The 18,882-nt window shown below is 40.4% G+C and carries 16 protein-coding genes; 4 read left to right on the forward strand and 12 right to left on the reverse strand.

What is annotated here, in order from left to right; genetic code table 11:
• Nucleotides 1-70 precede the first annotated feature (70 nt).
• Nucleotides 71-223: a hypothetical protein gene (locus BIZ36_RS13245; RefSeq protein WP_187458383.1), complete on the reverse strand. Its 153-nt coding sequence runs from the start codon at nucleotides 221-223 to the stop codon at nucleotides 71-73.
• 255 nt (nucleotides 224-478) lie between these two features.
• Nucleotides 479-2,968 carry a zinc-dependent metalloprotease gene (locus tag BIZ36_RS13250; protein ID WP_187458384.1) on the reverse strand — a complete coding sequence of 830 codons (2,490 nt, stop codon included), beginning with the start codon at nucleotides 2,966-2,968 and terminating at the stop codon, nucleotides 479-481.
• 535 nt (nucleotides 2,969-3,503) lie between these two features.
• Between BIZ36_RS13250 and BIZ36_RS13255 the strand changes: the two genes are divergently transcribed.
• Nucleotides 3,504-3,908, forward strand: coding sequence for a hypothetical protein (locus BIZ36_RS13255; RefSeq protein ID WP_187458385.1), 405 nt, complete (start codon nucleotides 3,504-3,506; stop codon nucleotides 3,906-3,908).
• Between the two features lie 62 nt (nucleotides 3,909-3,970).
• Here BIZ36_RS13255 and BIZ36_RS13260 read toward each other — a convergent pair whose 3' ends face one another.
• The 8 genes from BIZ36_RS13260 to BIZ36_RS13295 all read right to left on the reverse strand — a co-directional run bounded on the left by BIZ36_RS13260 (nucleotide 3,971) and on the right by BIZ36_RS13295 (nucleotide 15,704).
• Nucleotides 3,971-5,401, reverse strand: coding sequence for an SLC13 family permease (locus tag BIZ36_RS13260; protein WP_187458386.1), 1,431 nt, complete (start codon nucleotides 5,399-5,401; stop codon nucleotides 3,971-3,973).
• A gap of 58 nt (nucleotides 5,402-5,459) precedes the next feature.
• Complete coding sequence (locus BIZ36_RS13265; protein WP_222937389.1) at nucleotides 5,460-6,842, reverse strand: c-type cytochrome domain-containing protein; 1,383 nt, start codon at nucleotides 6,840-6,842, stop codon at nucleotides 5,460-5,462.
• A gap of 13 nt (nucleotides 6,843-6,855) precedes the next feature.
• Nucleotides 6,856-7,740: a sugar phosphate isomerase/epimerase family protein gene (locus BIZ36_RS13270; RefSeq protein WP_187458388.1), complete on the reverse strand. Its 885-nt coding sequence runs from the start codon at nucleotides 7,738-7,740 to the stop codon at nucleotides 6,856-6,858.
• A gap of 24 nt (nucleotides 7,741-7,764) precedes the next feature.
• Nucleotides 7,765-9,285, reverse strand: coding sequence for a DUF1501 domain-containing protein (locus tag BIZ36_RS13275; RefSeq protein WP_353616841.1), 1,521 nt, complete (start codon nucleotides 9,283-9,285; stop codon nucleotides 7,765-7,767).
• Between the two features lie 10 nt (nucleotides 9,286-9,295).
• On the reverse strand, nucleotides 9,296-12,031 hold the full coding sequence (locus BIZ36_RS13280) for a PSD1 and planctomycete cytochrome C domain-containing protein (RefSeq protein WP_187458389.1): 2,736 nt from the start codon (nucleotides 12,029-12,031) through the stop codon (nucleotides 9,296-9,298).
• A gap of 219 nt (nucleotides 12,032-12,250) precedes the next feature.
• Nucleotides 12,251-13,126, reverse strand: a complete 876-nt coding sequence (locus BIZ36_RS13285; RefSeq protein WP_187458390.1) for a helix-turn-helix domain-containing protein — start codon at nucleotides 13,124-13,126, stop codon at nucleotides 12,251-12,253.
• 106 nt (nucleotides 13,127-13,232) lie between these two features.
• A complete protein-coding gene (gene lysS / locus BIZ36_RS13290; protein ID WP_187458391.1) occupies nucleotides 13,233-14,924 on the reverse strand; it encodes a lysine--tRNA ligase in 1,692 nt (563 codons plus the stop codon).
• A gap of 39 nt (nucleotides 14,925-14,963) precedes the next feature.
• Nucleotides 14,964-15,704, reverse strand: a complete 741-nt coding sequence (locus BIZ36_RS13295; RefSeq protein WP_187458392.1) for an SGNH/GDSL hydrolase family protein — start codon at nucleotides 15,702-15,704, stop codon at nucleotides 14,964-14,966.
• Between the two features lie 117 nt (nucleotides 15,705-15,821).
• Between BIZ36_RS13295 and BIZ36_RS13300 the strand changes: the two genes are divergently transcribed.
• From BIZ36_RS13300 to lipB, 3 genes are read left to right on the forward strand one after another with little or no spacing between them, the layout of a single operon-like run.
• Nucleotides 15,822-15,977, forward strand: a complete 156-nt coding sequence (locus BIZ36_RS13300; protein ID WP_187458393.1) for a YqaE/Pmp3 family membrane protein — start codon at nucleotides 15,822-15,824, stop codon at nucleotides 15,975-15,977.
• Nucleotides 15,978-15,987: 10 nt separating this feature from the next.
• A complete protein-coding gene (locus tag BIZ36_RS13305) occupies nucleotides 15,988-16,725 on the forward strand; it encodes a hypothetical protein (protein ID WP_187458394.1) in 738 nt (245 codons plus the stop codon).
• Between the two features lie 26 nt (nucleotides 16,726-16,751).
• A complete protein-coding gene (gene lipB, locus BIZ36_RS13310) occupies nucleotides 16,752-17,471 on the forward strand; it encodes a lipoyl(octanoyl) transferase LipB (RefSeq protein ID WP_187458395.1) in 720 nt (239 codons plus the stop codon).
• A 29-nt stretch (nucleotides 17,472-17,500) separates the two neighbouring features.
• Here lipB and BIZ36_RS13315 read toward each other — a convergent pair whose 3' ends face one another.
• Together BIZ36_RS13315 and BIZ36_RS13320 are read right to left on the reverse strand one after the other, a co-directional pair.
• On the reverse strand, nucleotides 17,501-18,148 hold the full coding sequence (locus BIZ36_RS13315) for a collagen-like protein (RefSeq protein WP_187458396.1): 648 nt from the start codon (nucleotides 18,146-18,148) through the stop codon (nucleotides 17,501-17,503).
• Nucleotides 18,149-18,289: 141 nt separating this feature from the next.
• Complete coding sequence (locus BIZ36_RS13320; protein WP_187458397.1) at nucleotides 18,290-18,820, reverse strand: hypothetical protein; 531 nt, start codon at nucleotides 18,818-18,820, stop codon at nucleotides 18,290-18,292.
• Nucleotides 18,821-18,882: the final 62 nt, after the last annotated feature.

Consider the following 18,882-nt stretch of genomic DNA (forward strand, 5'->3'; position numbering starts at 1 on the left):
GTTGATTTTTGAGCATAAAAAAAGGGTGTGATTGCTCACACCCTCTATAAGTAGGTTGTTCTGTATATTTTTAATCTACTGCTTCTGCGGTAGTGATCTGTTCTATATCTGCGGAGGCCATTTGGGTGGCTTCAGGTTGTTCAGTTGTAGTTTCGTTGTAATAAACTAAGGATGCAACGATAAATGCGGCTAAGTACAGGGAACTTTTTAATCTTTCAGACATGGGATGTGTTTTTTAATTCTGATACTAAATTAGGCAAAAGGAAGACTCAAAATATCAAGTTGTTGTGTAGGGAGGTATTTGTGTGGTCAAGAATGCCAAAAATGTGGTTAGGATATTTCTTACATCCTAAAAAAATGTATTTCATCGATATTTTGATATTTTGGGTAGGGTGTTTTGTGGTGAGCATAATACATAAAGCCACGTGAATAACTATGTTCACATGGCTTTATTTTAATTTTAAGCTGAGTGGTTAGTTTATCTTGGGTTTAGAATTAAGTCAATTCTCTTTTCAACATCTTGTAAATGGTATTTGCTCATAGCGTCACGTGTTCTGTTAATGGCGCTCTTTATATTTCGCTGAAGATTACCTAATTCTGCTCGGGCTACAGATCTAATATCAGATTGACTTGTGTTCACTACGGTAGATTTTTGGTATCCACCAAAATCAGGTTGCTTGTTCTGGTTTTCAGCTGTCATTAAATATTCCAATCGGTCTACGTGAGCTTTCTGCAAGTTTCGCCTGTAAGTGTCAATGGTATTGCCATTGCGTAGTTCAGACCACAATCCGGTACGTAGGTCATCCATCATTTCTACCAACGAGTAGGCCTCGGCACCATTGGCCGTTTCATTTTCAATAAGGCGCTGTAGTTTTCCTAACGATAGGATATTGTCTAAGGTACGAACCTGCATTTTTCTAACGTCCTCTACAAATCCGGAATACTGTACCTTATTAAAGATATTTTGGTCCAAAAGCCACTCTGGCGTAGCAAAAAGTTGCTCTTGTAGAAAAGACAAACAGTTTTCTTGATGTTCTTTTGAAACAGGTGTATATACCGGTCCAGCTTGATCGTATGTTTTATGATGTTCGTAGACCCCTCCAATATTATTGGAAACATGACCCATATAACGATTAAATTGGGCAATTACTTGCTCATATAGTTTTTCTAGGTCTTCATATGTTTTACCATCTTCTTGTGTCCATGTGATTAAATTGGGTACTATCCGCTTTAAATTTTCAATTCCGTAGGCACTTGCTTTAATGGCATCATCCCCTAAATCTTCTGTTTGGGAACTGGGGTCCACTACATCGCCCACTTGCTGGTGCCCAAACCTATAAAGAGGATCACCGGCATGTTCTAGAATCCATTGGTCCAAAACTTTTTCCTCGTCTTCGGCAGAAGTATTTAAAATGGGCTTGTAGCCCCATTTAATGGCGTACTTGTCGTAAATGCCTATATCTGGCATTAGGGCTACGTCTCCATCTTCAGGTTGCGCTATGTAATTGAATCTTGCATAATCCATGATGGAGGGCGCAGTGCCATATTTTTTGGTGAAGGAGGCTGAACGCAATGAATCAACGGGATAAGCAACGCTACTCCCCATGTTATGGGGAAGGCCCAGCGTGTGACCTACTTCATGGGCCGACACAAACCGAATTAGCCTACCCATAATTTCATCCTTAAAGGCTACACCTCTAGCTTCGTCATTTATTGCCGCAGTCTGAACAAAAAACCAGTTACGTAATAAAGTCATCACATTGTGGTACCAATTGATGTCCGATTCCAATATTTCGCCACTTCTAGGATCGCTCACGTGAGGTCCGTTGGCATTGGGGATGGGAGAAGCCAAATACCTCACCACGGAATAACGGACATCTTCCGGACTCCATTCCGGGTCTTCTTCCACCGAGGGTGGGTCTTTTGCTATTATAGCATTTTTAAAACCAGCTTCTTCAAAGGCAACTTGCCAATCTTCAATGCCTTGCTTAATAAAAGGAACCCACTTTTTAGGAGTGGCCCTATCAATATAATAGACAATTTGTTTTTTAGGCTCTACCAGTTCGCCTCTTTTGAATTTTTCTAAATCCTCGTCTTTTACCTCTAATCTCCATCGGTCCAAATAAGTTACGGTTTTACTTTCTTGTACATCCAGTCCGTAATCTGTTTGGCCACTGGTGAACCACCCAACGCGCTCATCAAAATACCTTCTTTTCATAGGTTCACTTGGAAGTAAGATCATAGAGTTGTTAATTTCTATGGAGATAGAGCCCAAGCTACCGTTGCTAGGGGATTCTTTAGCCAGGTAGGTTTTTACGTGCCTTGCCTCAACGTTGAGCGGGTAGCTTTTTAAGCTTTCAATGTAACTTCTAGGTTCATCTAGTCGAGAAACTTTGTAATTTTCACGGTAACCATCCGGCATTCCTAAAGCAGGAACATCCTTTTCAAAAAAATCGTTTACCTGAATGACCGTCGCTGGATGTAAAGAATCTTTTTTGAATGCTTTAATGTCGAAAGCATAAAGAACCGGTTCAAAATTGGAATTTACTACGGCTTCATGAATAGGTAAGGAATCTGCGGCATAAATGTCGTGGCTCACCACCCTTAGCAATACTTTTTTGGGTTTCTTTTCCCATCGTAGGACCTGAGTATTTATTTTTCCACCACCAAATCCTATTCCTGTTGCTGTTTTGCTAATTCTACTGACCATCAACATTTCCCTGTTAAAAAGGGAATCTGGAATCTCGTAAAAATGGTCATCCTTGACCATATGAACACTAAAGAGTCCTTGGTCTGTGGTAGCCTCTTTGGTAATAACCTTATCATAAGGTTTTATCTTTTCATCTTTATCACCTCCTTTTTTATTGGAGTTTTCCGTTTTCTTTTTCTTGAAAATCTGGGCTTCGGCAGTTGTACTATTTGCGAAAAAAAGCAAAAGAGCCAAAGGGACAATAATGTATTTAAGCATTCTTACAAAGTTTGGTCTTAGTTTAATAAAATGGATATTTTCAAAGAACTGAAAAATTAATTTAAGTCTTTGTTAACTAAATCATAACCTGGTTTATTCAAAATCGATTTCCAAAGAAAGTAAAGTGTCAATTGACGTAGGTAATATTGTAACAAAATCACATCTAATAAGTCTCATAGAATAGTAATTATCATTTATTACTATTTAGATTAGTGGGGTATAAAGCCGTTGCATTGCAATGGCTTTATTTTTTTGTAAGAAAATAAATGACCCAAAAATCCGATGAATGGTTACTTACATAACCACAAACTAAACAATGCCTTAAAAACTTTAAAAAATAGGGGCATAAAAATAACCTCACTTTAGTGCTAAAATGCTAATAACCTAAGCTTTAAAATATAGATTTAATAACCTGAATTCATTTATTTTAACATTTTCATCCTTTGCCACTGTTATCTATCTAAAAGGAAAATAAGAAATGCAATAATGAGATAATAGGGCGTTATATAAACTCATACAACAAACCTACAATGTTATGAAACGCAAGAGTTTGAAAACGAGTTTAATAATGGGTCTTTTAGTGGCGAATGCAGCATTTGCCAATATCCCAATAAGTGAAATAGATGAATTGGTACTTGATTCGGTAGATTATATCGAAGAGGAAACCGATTTTGATTTAGGCTTCGATACTGCCGATTATTTACCTGAGGACTTTAATCCGTACAAATTATATGTGGATTTGCAGGCCATCGATTTTATCGAAGAAGAGGAATCTATTAAAATAAAGACTTCAAAATACCTTCCGGAAGGTTTTGACGCTTTTGCATATCCTAGTCATGTTGCAGATTTTAATTATATCGATGCTTTGGATGAGGTAAAATTAAATTTTGACACCAAAGAACATCTACCAGAAGGATTTAACCCGTATATAAAGAGATAATTTGTCTCGATATTTGAATAAGCTTAAAAACCCCTGCCTTTAAAAGGCAGGGGTTTTTGTTTTTAAAAGACCAACGGTAATACAAACTGAAACATCACCACCAAAATTGAAATGGCTATCAAGTTTAATATAACGCCTACACGGGCCATTTCACTTACTTTTACATAGCCACTGGCAAAGACTATCGCATTGGGCGGGGTTGCCATAGGTAACATAAAGGCGCAACTACTGGCAATGGTCACCGGTATTAAAAGATAAAGAACAGGAAGGTCTAAACCTATGGCAATACCTGCCACTACAGGAGCCAAAACGGCTATGAGCGCTACATTGCTCATGAGTTCGGTCATGAACAACATGAGGGTAATAAGTAAAACGGCGGTGAAGAAGATGCTGATATCGCTTTCACCTATGGCGCCAGAAACCATATCTACAATACCACTGACCGACATGCCTTTCGCCAAGGCGAGTCCGCCACCAAATAGTATTAAAATTCCCCATGCCAATTTAGAGGTGTCTTTCCATTCAATAATAAAATCTCCTTTTTTCAGATGAAAGGGAATCGCAAACATGGCAATAGCCGCTGCAATGCTGATCATGGTGTCGTTCAGCTTTAATACGGGAAATATTCCGTTGATAACCGTTCTGAAAATCCATAGAAAAACAGTGACCCCAAAAATGGCCAAAACTTGTTTTTCTTTTCCGCTCATAGGCCCTAATTTCTCAAGCTCTTGATCAATAACCTCCCTGGAGGCTGAAAATTTTAAATTTTTGTTGGGGTACATCCATTTTACCAATACCAAGTAGCTGATCCAAATCATTAATGCTGAAAAAGGTACCCCAATAACCATCCATTTTAGAAAGGAGATTTCAATGTTGTACTCGTTTTCCAAGAGTCCGATCATGACCGAATTGGGCGGGGTGCCAATAACGGTAGCTACGCCTCCCGCATTGGCGGAAAAAGCAATGCCCAGCATTACGCTCAAGGCAAAATTTCTATCGTCTTTCGTAAAACCGTCAGCATCATTAACCAGCAGTCCAATAACGGACATGGCGATAGGCAACATAACTACTGTTGTAGCGGTATTACTGATCCACATGCTCAAAGAGGCCGTGGCAATCATAAAGCCCAATACTACCTTGTTGGGCGTGGTACCCGTAATTCTGATGATGTTGAGTGCAATACGTTTATGAAGATTTACTTTCTCTAGGGCTAGCGCCAGCACGAATCCTCCAAAAAACAAAAAGATAATAGGGCTGCCATAATTGGCACCTACGTCCCCGATTTCCATGATTTTAAGTATGGGAAAAAGCAGTAGAGGCAATAAGGCGGTAACCGAAATACTTACGGCCTCGGTAATCCACCAAGTTACCATCCAAACGGCAACGGCGATTACTCGGTCACCATTTTCTGAAACCATTTCAAAAGGCAGGGATAAGATGATGAAAAACAATAGGGGCCCGATAAACAAGCCAATTCTTTTACTTAAATCCATAGTTGGCGGTATAAGTCCCCTAAGCTAGTTTTTTTCTCTTTCTTATAAAAGCCTGATTTTAATAGATGATAGAATCCGATGGAATGGGGGGTAACTCGTACCCTCCGTAGTCTAGAATAAGTTGCCCATCTTTTAATGATTTTGGTCCTTTTTTATCCACCTTGGTTTTAAAAAGATAGACTTTTTCTAAACTTTTAAAGGAGCTGAAAAGATTTACCGGTTGGTCAAATAGACTTCCTGACAAGTTGATTGTATGTAGGTATTCTACATTTTTCAAAACCTCTATGCCTTTGCCCGTCAAGGAAGTATTGTCCAGCTTTAAGATAGAAAGATTAGGGAGTTGTACCAACTTTTCAAAGATAGCATCGGTTACTTGTGTGCCTCCCAAGTCGAGCTGGGCAATCTGTTCCCTAAGAGGCATGAGCTTATCAAAATCATCATCCTTAAAATTAGGCTTGTTAATGCAGGATACACTTAAAAAATGGGTAGACTCGCTGATGGGGTCAATATAGATTCCGTATTTTTCAATGCTCTTTATGCTGTCTTCTGATGCTTCAGGAACCTCTAGTTCCGGATGACCTTTATAGCTTGTACTAGGAAAAAAGGAGGTGAAAAGGTCTTTTTTTAGTCCGATTTCTTTTACGGTACCTTCAAACGGATGCCCCGCATCCATCCACACAGCAATCAATTTAATTTCCTCTTTTGTGGGTTGTTTTTTCCCTTCAGGCGGCATGTGGTCATCATCTTCCATGGGCAATACCATTCGCTTAAATAAATCGCTTTCTTCGCTATGCGATGCCAAAACAGCACCACTTTCTCCGCCTTTCAGAATACCATTTTTAGAATGTAACAGTAAGGCGCCCTTGTCTTTTTTAGGGTTGTGGCAGCTAACGCATTTACTGCTTAAAATAGGTTGAATCACTTCCTCGTAAACGAGGGCTTCTTCCCAGTTTTCTTCGGTGAGTGCCAATTCTTTTTCTTCGATTATTTCAAAGCCCAATAGGGATTTTACCGAGTTGGGCAATGGTTCTATCAAATATGCTTCGCCATGGGTTATGTTGCCTCCTTGATGCCCCGTAAATGAAATCAGGACAAATGCAATAACGCTTAGGATAGAAATGGGTGCTTTCACTAAAAAACTAACGGTTTTCTTTGGGGTGACTTTTAGGTGCATCGCGAAGCAGAAAACGGCGGTTATAATTCCGGACCACAAATGCCATTTTACGGAATCATAGGAATATCCTTCGCCTTGATATTGTAAATACCCGGTAATACATGCTAATACGGCCGTAATACCTGCCCAGAAATAGACAATGGCGATAACCTTATGCCACTCATTCGCTTTTCGGTCATACCATTGTAGAAGCAGTGCCAAAATTAGAAAGCCAATGGGTAGGTGTACGATTAATGGGTGCAAGCGCCCGAGTAATTGTTGCATCATTTCCATAAACAAATTACTCCAAATTTAAACGTTGTTTTAGGGCTTGCATCATGTATACATTGGCCTTCCACTGGTGGGTTACCGGTAAATGAGAGTAGGGTAGTGTTGGCATATAGTCCGGCGGTCCAAATTCTGTAGTTACCGTAAAAGTATCTTGGCTTTTCCATTTATTGCGGATGATTTTCTCCCAAATATCCAGATGCCTATCCACCGCTTTTCTCCATTCCGGGGCTTGTGGGTCACTAACTTGTGGGCCTTCTGCATGGCCAACTCTGGCATGAATGTGATGCGTGCGCTCCATTACTTCTTCGAGTTTATCTTCCTGAGCGGTTAAAAGGGATTCATGTACCACCATCCAATGGCTAATGTCAAGGTTCAATTTTAGTTCTGGTATGGATTTTAGGTACTTTTTGGTGTCTACCATGTTAAAACTGAATCTACCTCTGTGGGTCTCATGGTAGACAGGTACACTATATTTCTTTGCGGCCTTGTTGGCAGCATCAATAAAGGCCTGGTTTTCTTTAAAAGAATAAAAATCGTTGCCCGTATGGCAATTGATGTAGGCAGGTTTCCAAGCCGCAATTTTTTCGAAGTTGTTCGTGTACGCTGCTAAGCTCTCTTCAAAAGGAATGGACTTATTGGTTCCGTTTAGAAAACCAACCAACAGGTCATATTTTTCTAAAGCGGCTTTTAACTCTTTTTGGTCTTTTTCGTTATTAGGAAACCATGTTTCTAGTCCGTCATAACCAGAGGCTTTTGTTCTTTCGCAAAAGGTATCCCAAGAAACGGAACGACCCCAGTCCGTTTGAAAAAAACGTATTTTTTTTGTGGACTGTGCCATCCCTAAAAGGGTAAAAAACGACAGTGCAAAAGCTGTCAAAATCTTTTTAAGTATCATGTTTTGGTTGGTTTAGTAGATGGTTTACGCCAGTATTTCTTTAATAATTTCTCCTTCCACATCGGTCAATCTAAAGGGTCTCCCTTGAAAATCAAAAGTAAATTCTTCATGATTAAAACCGAGTAAATGTAGAATGGTGGCATGTACATCATGAACGGAAACCCTTCCTTCTATTCCAGAAAAGCCAATATCGTCTGTTGCACCGTGCGAAGCACCTTTTTTGATACCTCCACCGGCCATCCACATGGTAAAAGCATCACCGTGATGGTCTCTACCTTTATAGGCCATTTCTTTGTTGCCCCGGTTCTCTTGCATTGGCGTACGCCCAAATTCGCCTCCCCAAACAATAAGGGTGTCTTCTAAAAGTCCCCGTTGTTTCAAATCCATAATCAAAGCCGTCATAGGGCGGTCAATTTCACGGCATTTGTTACGCAACCCCATGTCAATTGAACCCTCACGGACGTTACCGTGGGTGTCCCATCCCCAATCGAAAAGCTGCACGAAGCGTACCCCATCTTCCACCAGTTTTCTGGCCAGTAAACAGTTGTTGGCAAAAGATTCTTTCCCGGGTTCTACGCCGTACATTTGTTTAATATGCTCTGGTTCGTTGTTAATGTTCATGACCTCTGGTACTGCAATCTGCATGCGGTAGGCCATTTCATATTGGTTAATGCGCGCTAAAATTTCAGGATCGGCATATTTTGCATATTCCTCTTTATTGATTTTATTGATGGCATCAATGGTGCTTTTCTTTAAGTTTCTTGAAATACCATCTGGGTCTTCAATATACAACACAGGGTCGCCTTTGGAGCGACATTGCACACCTTGATAAACGGACGGTAGAAAACCACTGCCCCAAACACTTTTACCAGCATCAGGGGTGTTTCCGCCGGATGTCAACACCACAAAACCGGGTAGATTTTGGTTTTCCGAACCTAAACCGTATGTTGCCCAAGCGCCAATACTTGGCCTGCCCAATCGTGGACTACCCGTATGCATGAACAACTGGGCGGGACCGTGATTAAATTGGTCCGTGTGTACTGCTTTTAAAAATGCTACCTCATCAACCACCTTTTTAAAATGCGGTAGAAAGTTAGACACCCAATTGCACGACTCCCCTTCTTGTTTGAATTCGGCTTGAGGACCCATTAATTTGGGCGTTCCCTTGATAAAAGCGAATTTTTTCCCTTCTAATAAGGATTGCGGACAATCTTGCCCATGGTATTTCTGTAGTTGCGGTTTGTAATCGAACATTTCTAATTGCGAAGGAGCCCCGGCCATGTGTAAATAGATAACCGATTTTACTTTGGGTCCGTAATGCGGGGCTAAGGTAGCTAGTGGGTTCAAATCCCTTTCGGTGAAACTGTTTTGGGCAATTCCTTTTGGTTTTTGCAGCGGATCGCAACCCATAAAAATGGAACTCAATGCCAAGCCGCCCATTCCTTGGGCACAACTTTTTATAAAGTGTCTTCTGGTCTTGGCTTGGGTTTCTCTCTCGAGTTTTTCCCGCAATAATCTATTGACGATATCGGTATGATGTTTCACTTTTTTGGTTTTAGGCTTTGGTTAAAAATTCATCCAAATTCATAATGGCATTGGCCACTACGGTAAGCGCGCTAAGTTCCGGGCTTGGTTGTTCCTCAAAATGTAAAAAGAGTTCGTATGCCTTAGGGTCTTTTTTAAATTCCGTGAGGGAACTCTCATAAAGCACCATTAGGGCCTCTAGTTTTTGACTTTCTATTTTGGAAAGGGTCGCTTTTGTGTAGGCTTTACCTATACTTTTTTCTATATCAGCAATATTAAAACTGTTTTTTGCCAAATGGTAGGATGCCTCTAAATACACTGGATCGTTAAGGGTTACCAATGCTTGTAGAGGCGTATTGGTTACCGTTCTTCTAATGGTGCAAACTTCTCGTGAGCCTGCATCAAAGGTAAGAAAGGAAGGGTAGGGGCTTGTCCGTTTTAAGTAGGTGTAAATACCTCTTCTATAACGATCTTCCCCTTTACTTTCCACCCATTTGGCACCGTTGTAAACCGTTTGCCAAACGCCATCAGGTTGAGGGGGCATAACTCCTGGACCATACATTTTAGTACTTAAAATTCCGGCTACGGCCAATGCTTGGTCCCTAATTTGTTCCGCCCCTAGGCGAATTCTAGGTCCACGCGCGTACAGCTCATTTTCAGGATCCAAACGGTACATTTCTGGACTGCTTTCAGAACTTTGGCGATATGTGCCGGACATTACAATTTCTTTGATAAGCGCTTTAAGGCTCCAGTTCATTTCGTTCATAAAGCGGAGAGAAAGCCAATCTAAAAGAGCAGGATGGGACGGCGGTTCTGATTGCGAACCAATATCTTCTACCGTAGGCACAATCCCACGACCATAAATTTGATGCCAAACACGGTTTACTAGCGTTCTTGCCGTTAATGGATTCTTTTTATCTACTATCCACTTAGAAAGCCCCAATCGGTTTTCAGGCCAATCATTGTTCCAGGCGTTTAGACTTGCAGGTACACCAGGTTCCACCGTATCGGTCTTGGTAAGCCAACTTCCACGGTCAAACAACTGTGTGGTTCGCTTCATATAATCCGGGTTCTCGGCCATAATAGGCACGGTAAGGGAGTTTGTATTCAAGAGTTCTAGGAAATCTGAATTGATTTTATTCCATCCAGATTCATTTTTCCCCGGTATGTCAGGAACAAAACCTACCCAATAGAGGTTTAGGATATTGACTTCTTTGGCAACCGAGTTATTTTGCGTTTCAATGTAGATATTCGTTTTTTCTGATATCGGTTTAATGGGAAATTGGGAGGTGGTATTGTTTTTTGATTTATTAATGGTAAACTGGCCTAAAATAGGCCCGTTGGCATCTCCTTTTCTAATCGTCATTTTAGTGCCATCATAGTGGGAGCGGTAATTTAGATATACAAAACTAGCTTCTTCGGTATAGGTATTTTCAATAATGGTACTGCCATCATCCCAATAAACCACCGATGCATGGTCATCATACACACTGTTTTTGAATTCTTTAAAGAAATGCGATTTGTAAACGGGTTCGGTAAACTGTAAAAAATCCTTTGTTTTTTCCACGGTAGCTTTATCGCCATATTTAGTAACCCAGTCAACTACCTTATCCATTTGTTCTTGCTGTTCTGGTGTATACATTTTGAGAACAGGAGATTCGTTAGGTACATCCTCATCCCTGGTATTGTTGAAAAATGCCATTAGGTTATAATACTCCTTATGCACAAAGGGGTCGTAAGGGTGGCTGTGGCATTGAACACATTCCATAGTAGTGCTCTGCCAAACGGAAAAGGTTGTGTTTATACGGTCCATTACAGCGGCTACCCTAAACTCCTCATCATCCGTACCACCTTCGTCATTATTCATGGTGTTTCTATGAAAAGCCGTTGCAATCAATTGGTCTGCCGACGGGTCTGGCAAAAGGTCGCCCGCAAGTTGCTCAATGGTAAATTGGTCATAGGGCATGTTTTGGTTTAAGGCATCAATAACCCAATCGCGGTATTTCCAAATTTCGCGACCCATATCTTTTTCATATCCTTTAGAGTCGGCATATCTAGCGAGGTCCAACCACCAGGTTGCCCATTTTTCCCCGTATGCAGGGTCGTTCAATAGCGAATCTATTAAGGTTTCGTACGTGATTTTGCCCGTGTCAAAATCTAGTAGTTGTTTCTCTGACGGAGGAAGCCCGATAATATCCAGAGCCGCCCTTCTAGCAATAATATTTTTAGGAGCCGGACCATTGGGAGTAATTTCTCTATCGTTTAGTTTGGCCAAAATGAAATGGTCGATGTCATTTTTGATAAAATCGGAAGCATCCTCGGGAACAAAACTAGCCTCTGCAGTAATAGCAGGTACCGCTACTTTTTCGGGAAGTGAGTACGCCCAATGTTCGCCCCATTCCGCACCTTGATCAATCCACTTGGTCAATAGCTCAATTTCTTCTTCTGGTAATTTTTTAGCCTCGTAGGGCATACGAACCTCGGGATCATCTGAATGTAACCTTTTTATAAATTCACTGGCTGAGGCATCTCCTTTGATGATGGCCGGTTTTCCCGATTCGGTAGCTGCAAAGGCCTCTTCCTCGAACAAAACACTAAAGCCTCCACTTTTTTTGACCCCACCATGGCAAGAAATACATCTTTTATTGAGGATGGGTTTGATTTGGGCGTTAAAATCTACTTGCTCTTTTGTTTGACAGGATTGGAGAACTATCAACAAGGCAAAGAAAAGTTGATACGGACCTACTTTATGGATATGAATTTTCATTTTTGGTTTTGAACTAATGTCCTTGGTAGGGACAAACGGTAATGGTTTGAAAAATTTGACCTAAATTAAATGTAAATATTACAATTATAATGGATAATACTTTTTAAGGTATGGATATTTCAATAATGTATGTTTCAATTTACAAAAAATATAAAGGTTTCACCGGATTTGGTGAGGAAAGGAAATATTTCGAAACTTAGTTAAAATAAGAGAACGGATTTAGACTTCTTCCCGATACTCGCTGGGTGATTGCCCTATTGTTTTCTTAAAGATCCGTGAGAAGTAAAAAGGGTCTTGAAAGCCAAGTTTAAAACTAATTTCTTTAATGCTCAGGTCACTGTATTTTAAATATTCACAAGCTTTCTGCATTTTTTTTAAGTTAAAGAACTGTATAAGTGAATACCCTGTGTGCTTTTTAAAGAGGTTGAGGACATACGAAGTAGAGTAGTTGAATTTTTGGGCTATGTCCTCCGTTTTTAAGGTACTATCAAGATTTTGGTCCAGATACGCGGTAATGTTTTCGATGAGGTTGCTTTTGGAATGTGTATTTAATCCATCCACCGATAAATAAATAAAGGAAGATAGAAAATGTAGCCCCATTATATTGGCGAACTCTAATTGATGGAATGCATATTCGTTAGAAAGCATTTGAAAGATACGATCAAACATGGCAATACGCTCACTATCAAAAGGTATCTTCTGGGCGTATTCATTTACTTCTAAATGTCTTTCGTACAGGCTTGTGCAATGTTGACCCTTAAAATGCATCCAATAAATACTCCACGGGTCATTTTTAGTAGCCTCGTATTCGTGCTTCGTTGCCATGGGAATTATGCAAAAACTATTGGGTTGAAGATGTAAATTTTGATTTTCAAAGGTAACTCTTCCACTGCCCTCTACACAGTAGATGAAGATGTACTCCTTAGACCCCTGGTTACGACGAATAAAATGACCTTCGGCTCTTGGGTAAAAACCGATATCGGTAATAAAAAAAGGCTTGGTAATGGTATTTTTTGAAAGACTTTGCTGAATGGAATTCGGTAAAATAAGAACCCTTTGCCCCAAAAATCCACGTTTGCCTATTTTCTTTTCCATTGCCTGCGAGTTATTTCAAACCGAAATAATACCAGAAAATAGAAATACCTGAAAATATAGGCAAATGATTTTTCAAGTTTGCGAAAAAGCCCAAAAGAAAGACAATTTATTTTACCAATACCACCGTTTTATCAGCACCTTCTACATTGACTTTCAACAATCCATTTTTTGAAAGGCCTTTCATCGACTTATCCCATTTTTTACCGCTAAGCCCTGCTTTTGATTTTAACTCGTTTAAATCCATCTCTCCGGCCGGTTTAAGCAGGTCTAGGATGACTTTTTCCTCTGGGGTAAGTTCTACCTTCTTTTTCTCCGGTTTCATTTGAGGGAAAAACAACACCTCCTGAATAGAAGAATTATTGGTCATCAACATCACCAAGCGGTCGATGCCGATACCGATACCAGAAGTTGGGGGCATCCCATATTCCAAGGCACGTAAAAAGTCTTGGTCAATGAACATGGCCTCATCATCCCCTTTTTCAGAAAGCTTCAATTGGTCTTCAAAACGCTCGCGTTGATCGATAGGGTCGTTCAGCTCGGAATAAGCATTTGCCAATTCCTTTCCGTTGGCCATTAACTCAAAACGCTCTGTGAGTCCGGGTTTGCTTCGGTGTGCTTTTGTAAGCGGACTCATTTCTTTCGGGTAGTCGGTAATGAAGGTAGGCTGTATGTAGTGGTGCTCACATTTTTCACCAAAAATCTCATCAATTAACTTACCAACGCCCATGGTATCATCTACTTCAATACCTAATTTTTTGGCGGTTTCCCTTAGCTCGTCTTCCTCCATACCCGAAACATCAACACCGGTATGAATTTTAATGGCCTCTAAAATAGGCACTCTAGGATAGGGAGCCTTAAATTCTATTTCGTTTTTGCCAACGGTTACTGTGGTACTTCCGGTGGCTTCCAAGGCCACTTTTTCCAAAAGTTGTTCTGTGGTTTCCATCATCCAATTGTAGTCCTTATAGGCTACATAGAGTTCCATAACGGTAAACTCAGGATTGTGGGTGCGGTCCATACCTTCGTTCCTAAAATCCTTGGCAAATTCATATACCCCATCAAAACCACCTACAATCAACCTTTTAAGATATAGCTCATTGGCTATGCGCAAGTAAAGTGGAATATTTAGAGCGTTGTGGTGCGTTAAAAAGGGTCTTGCCGCAGCACCACCTGGAATAGGTTGTAAAATAGGGGTTTCTACTTCCAAATATCCTTTTTCATTATAAAACTGGCGAATTGTGTTCGTAATCTTGGTACGCTTGATAAAGTTTTCCTTTACTTTAGGGTTCACTACTAAATCCACGTAGCGCTGACGGTACCGCTGCTCGGGGTCATTAAATTCATCGAACACGTTTCCTTCGGCATCTTTTTTAGGCAAAGGCAAAGGGCGAAGCGATTTGCTCAGCAAGCTAAAATTCTTCACCATAACCGTTTTTTCACCTACTTGTGTGGTGAAAAGTTCACCTTCCACACCAATGATGTCTCCAATATCCAACAACTTTTTATAAACATCGTTGTAAAGCGTTTTATCATCCTCAGGGCAAATTTCATCCCTGTTAAAATATACCTGAATACGACCGGTACTGTCTTGAAGTTCTGCAAAGGAGGCCTTTCCCTGAATTCTACGCGACATCAGCCTTCCGGAAATAATCACTTTTTTTCCTTCGGAATAATCGGCCTTTATACTTTTAGAAGTGGCATTCACCGGATACAGTGCTGCCGGATACGGGTCGATACCCATACTTCTTAATTTGGTCAATTTTTCCCTTCTAATCTGTTCTTGTTCCGAAAGTTGCATGTGCATATGAATTAAGCCCGCAAATATAACTGATATGCATTAATTTTTCAATGAAGAAGTGATAATTGGCAACATCCTTTCAACAAATAGTTTGTAGGCTTTTTTTGAGGGGTGAAGTCCATCTGAGGCAACCAATTCCTTATCCTCCAAACCCTTTCTGGTAATATCCGTAACTTCAATGTAGGTAACCCCTTCCTTTTCGGCCGTTTCTTTTGCAAAAGAATTGTAGGCGTCTATTTCTTGGCTGATTTTTTGTTGGTCCCACCCGCTACCATAGGGCGTAAAGCCCCAGTCGGGAATTGAAATGACAAAGACTCGCTCTGTTTTATGATTTGCCAGTTCCAAAGCTTGTTCCAAAAGTTGGCTAAACTCTTTTTCGTATTTCTTAAAAGGTTCGCCTTGGTATTGATTGTTTACGCCTATCAATAAGGTAACCAAATCATAGTTAGGCCCAAGTTGTTCCGTTTTTAGGGCATCTAAAAGGTTATCGGTTCTCCACCCATTTTTTGCAATGATTTTTAAGGCTATGGGGCTTTTTAGTTGGCCTTGCAATGCCGTACTTAGTTGTGATGGATAATTGTCTTGGTATGCTACACTGGTGCCAATAGTGTAGCTATCACCTAAGGCTACATAGGTAAGATTGCTAGTGGGAGTAAAATTTTTTTCTTCAGTGCTAGGACTATCATAATCCGGTTCGGGAGACAAGGTCCGCTTACTACACGAAAATAGTGTGCAAATGACAAACAAACTGCCAATATGATTTTTAATGGATGTTTTCATAACCTAATTACGTAAATCTTTTGTCACGGTTTGCCTTTGACTATGTAACTAAAATGATAAAAAAGCGTCTTACCAATAGTATTAGTCATTCATCAATCATTAAATCAACAATCGAAAATGAGTTTTTTAAGAGTTTTATTGGCTATAATTTTTCCCCCTTTGTCGGTCATCGGAAAAGGTTGTGGCTCTTTTTTAATTGTACTACTTTTGACCTTCTGTGGCTGGGTACCCGGTGTTATAGCCGCCTTGGTCATTTTGAACAATCCCAAATAATGAGCTTGCAATGAAGTTATTGAAAATCTCGGTAGTATTCTTGGTCACCTTGTGTTTTATCGCCTGTAATTTTACGGAGGAAATCCATTTTAATAAAAATGGAAGCGGAAAACTAAGTATAAGTATGGATGGGAGCGAAATGATGCAAATGATGCCAGCGTCTGATTCTATTGGTATGGAGGAAAAGATGGATTCTACCATGGTTTTTAAAGATTTAATTCGAGAAAAGAAAGACAGTATTGCATTACTGTCTCCGGAGGAACAAGCAGCCATCAAAAGGTTGGAACCATTTAGTCTGCACATGCTGATGGATCCTGAAAAGGGCGTCATGAACTTTGATATGTTTACTGATTTTAAGGATGTTTCTGAAGTAAACGATGCTTTTTCCGCCTTTCAGGAGGCCAGTTCCATAGGACCCAAAAGTAATACGGGAGGTATGCAAGCAGGGCCAACAGGGGAGGAAACCCAAGTAAATTATTCCTTTAACCGAAATAAGTTTACCCGTAAAATTGAAATTACCGATCGCGAAGCCTTTCAAAGAAGTTTGGACAGTTTGGCGGGCTCGGAGATGTTTTTAGGAAGCTCTACTTATACTTTCAAATATCATTTTCCTAAGCGGGTAAAAGCTACCAATGTGAAAGACGCCACTTTTTCCATGGATGGAAAGACCATGATTTATGAGGTGAATTTCTTGGAGATTTCCAAAGACCCTGAGGCATTTTTGATAGAAGTTGAGCTGGAAAAATAGCCGTTACGATTTCGTATCTTTGTAGGATGAACAAAACGGTATTTTTAGAGGACTTAGGTCTAAAGGATTATAAGCAAACTTGGGATTACCAAGAAGCGCTTTTTAAGCAGACCGTAGACTTAAAAATCAACAATCGTAGGCAGAACGAAAATATACCCACACCCAACCATTTTCTGTTCGTCGAGCATCCCCATGTATATACTTTGGGAAAGAGCGGCGACCTATCGAATCTTTTGGTCAATGAAGAAGAGCTTGCCGCCAAAAATGCAAAATTCTACAAAATTAATAGGGGAGGAGATATCACGTATCACGGCCCTGGCCAAATTGTGGGCTACCCCATTTTAGACCTCGATAATTTCTTTAGCGATATACATAAATACCTTCGTTTACTGGAAGAAATGGTGATTCTCACCTTGGCCGAATATGGATTGAAAGCAGAACGCTCCGTAGGAGAAACCGGAGTTTGGTTGGATGTAGGCACCCCTTTTGCTAGAAAAATCTGCGCCATGGGCGTACGAGCCAGCCGATGGGTGACCATGCACGGTTTTGCTTTAAACGTAAATGCTGATTTGGGGTATTTTGATTTGATGATCCCCTGTGGAATCAAGGACAAGGCCGTTACTTCTTTAAATGTAGAGTTGGGACAGCAAGAAGTTGATTTGGAGAAGGTCAAGGAAAAACTGCTTAAACATTTTGCTGCGCTTTTTGAGGCTCAAATGGTTGAAAAAGAAAAAACCGAGGCCTAAAACTCGGTTTTTCATTTAAATCTCAATTTTTAATATTCAATTCCCAAATAATCCATGACTTCATAATAAGTCATCTTTTTAAAATCATTAACATTCTTCATTTTTCCTGAGATATTAATATTTGGCGGGATAATTACATAACGAAATTTACTTCCTCGAGCGGGATCAATTTGAAATTCGGTTAAATCTCCAGATAATGCTTCAGCCCTAATATTAATATCCGCTGCTGCAGAGCTACCGCTTCCATAGCCATTAGTGAATTGAGCTCCCCTGAAATTCAAGACGGGAAGCTGATAAGTGTTTCCATCACCAAAACCCGAGAAATATACTAAAATAATATGTGTGTCTCTGATGCTGGCGGCACTGGGCAGGGTAGAAGGGAAATCTATGCCCATAAACTTTACAGAAGTACTAGCTCCACTAAAATTCGCTGGTATCCAATCACTGTAATACACTTCTGCATTGCCGTCTTTTCCATCCTCTCCATCAATTCCGTCTTGTCCACTTTCGCCAGCCGGTCCCTGATCTCCTTGAGGTCCCTGCTCACCTTGAATACCTTGTTCACCCTGTGGTCCTTCTGGCCCAATTGGTCCTACATCACCGTCTTTAGAGCATGAAGTATTGATTAGAATGATGCCTAAAGCAAGAAAAAGTGAACTTTTAATTATAGCTTTCATAATAAAATTTTTTAGTTTCCCTTTAATGGTAGGGGAGAGTAAAGGTTAACATTGAGGCATAAAAAAACCTCAGTAGTTGCTGAGGTTTGAAAACCAGGTCTTCTATGAAGGTAAAAATACTTTTCCCGAGGCTGCAAAGGGCTAGAAGTATATTACCTCTGTGGTATGATTACCAGAGTAAACATTTAAAGAGGCTCCTGTGGCATTGGAACTACCTTCGCTACCTCCAAAATCGGTCAAGTAAAAAGTTATGGGGGAGGATACCGAATCTCCGTCGGCTATAAAGGTTCCGTTCAGTAAGGTGCCGGTAAGCGGTGATGACGCATTGCCGGTCCAGTAAAGCATATCGGTAAGGGCACTTAAGCTGGTACGCGCCCAATTTCCTCCTAGATTGGGACTCATTTGTATGTAGTCTGGGGCAAAATATACCTCAAAGCGTTTGAGTCCGCCCGTATCCGCACCAGAAATAAGAAAGGTATATTCCGAACCTTCACGTAAGTTCAATTGAAAGCTGTCAAAATCAGTGTCTTGGTCAAAAGTTTCGTCAAAGCCGTCGCCGCTTATTTGAATGGAGAAGGTGGGCGGGTCAACATCGGTTTCCGGTATTTCTGTTTCACAGGCCTGTGCTATCATCAATAACGATAAGGCCACAATCATTTGAATTGTTTTCATAAGTACTTTTTTTTAATGGAACATTAAACACTAATAATCGTAGTCGCTTTTAAATCCCTTTT

Source organism: Cytophaga sp. FL35, assembly GCF_014349235.1.
In the GTDB taxonomy this organism is placed as follows: Bacteria; Bacteroidota; Bacteroidia; order Flavobacteriales; family Flavobacteriaceae; genus Euzebyella.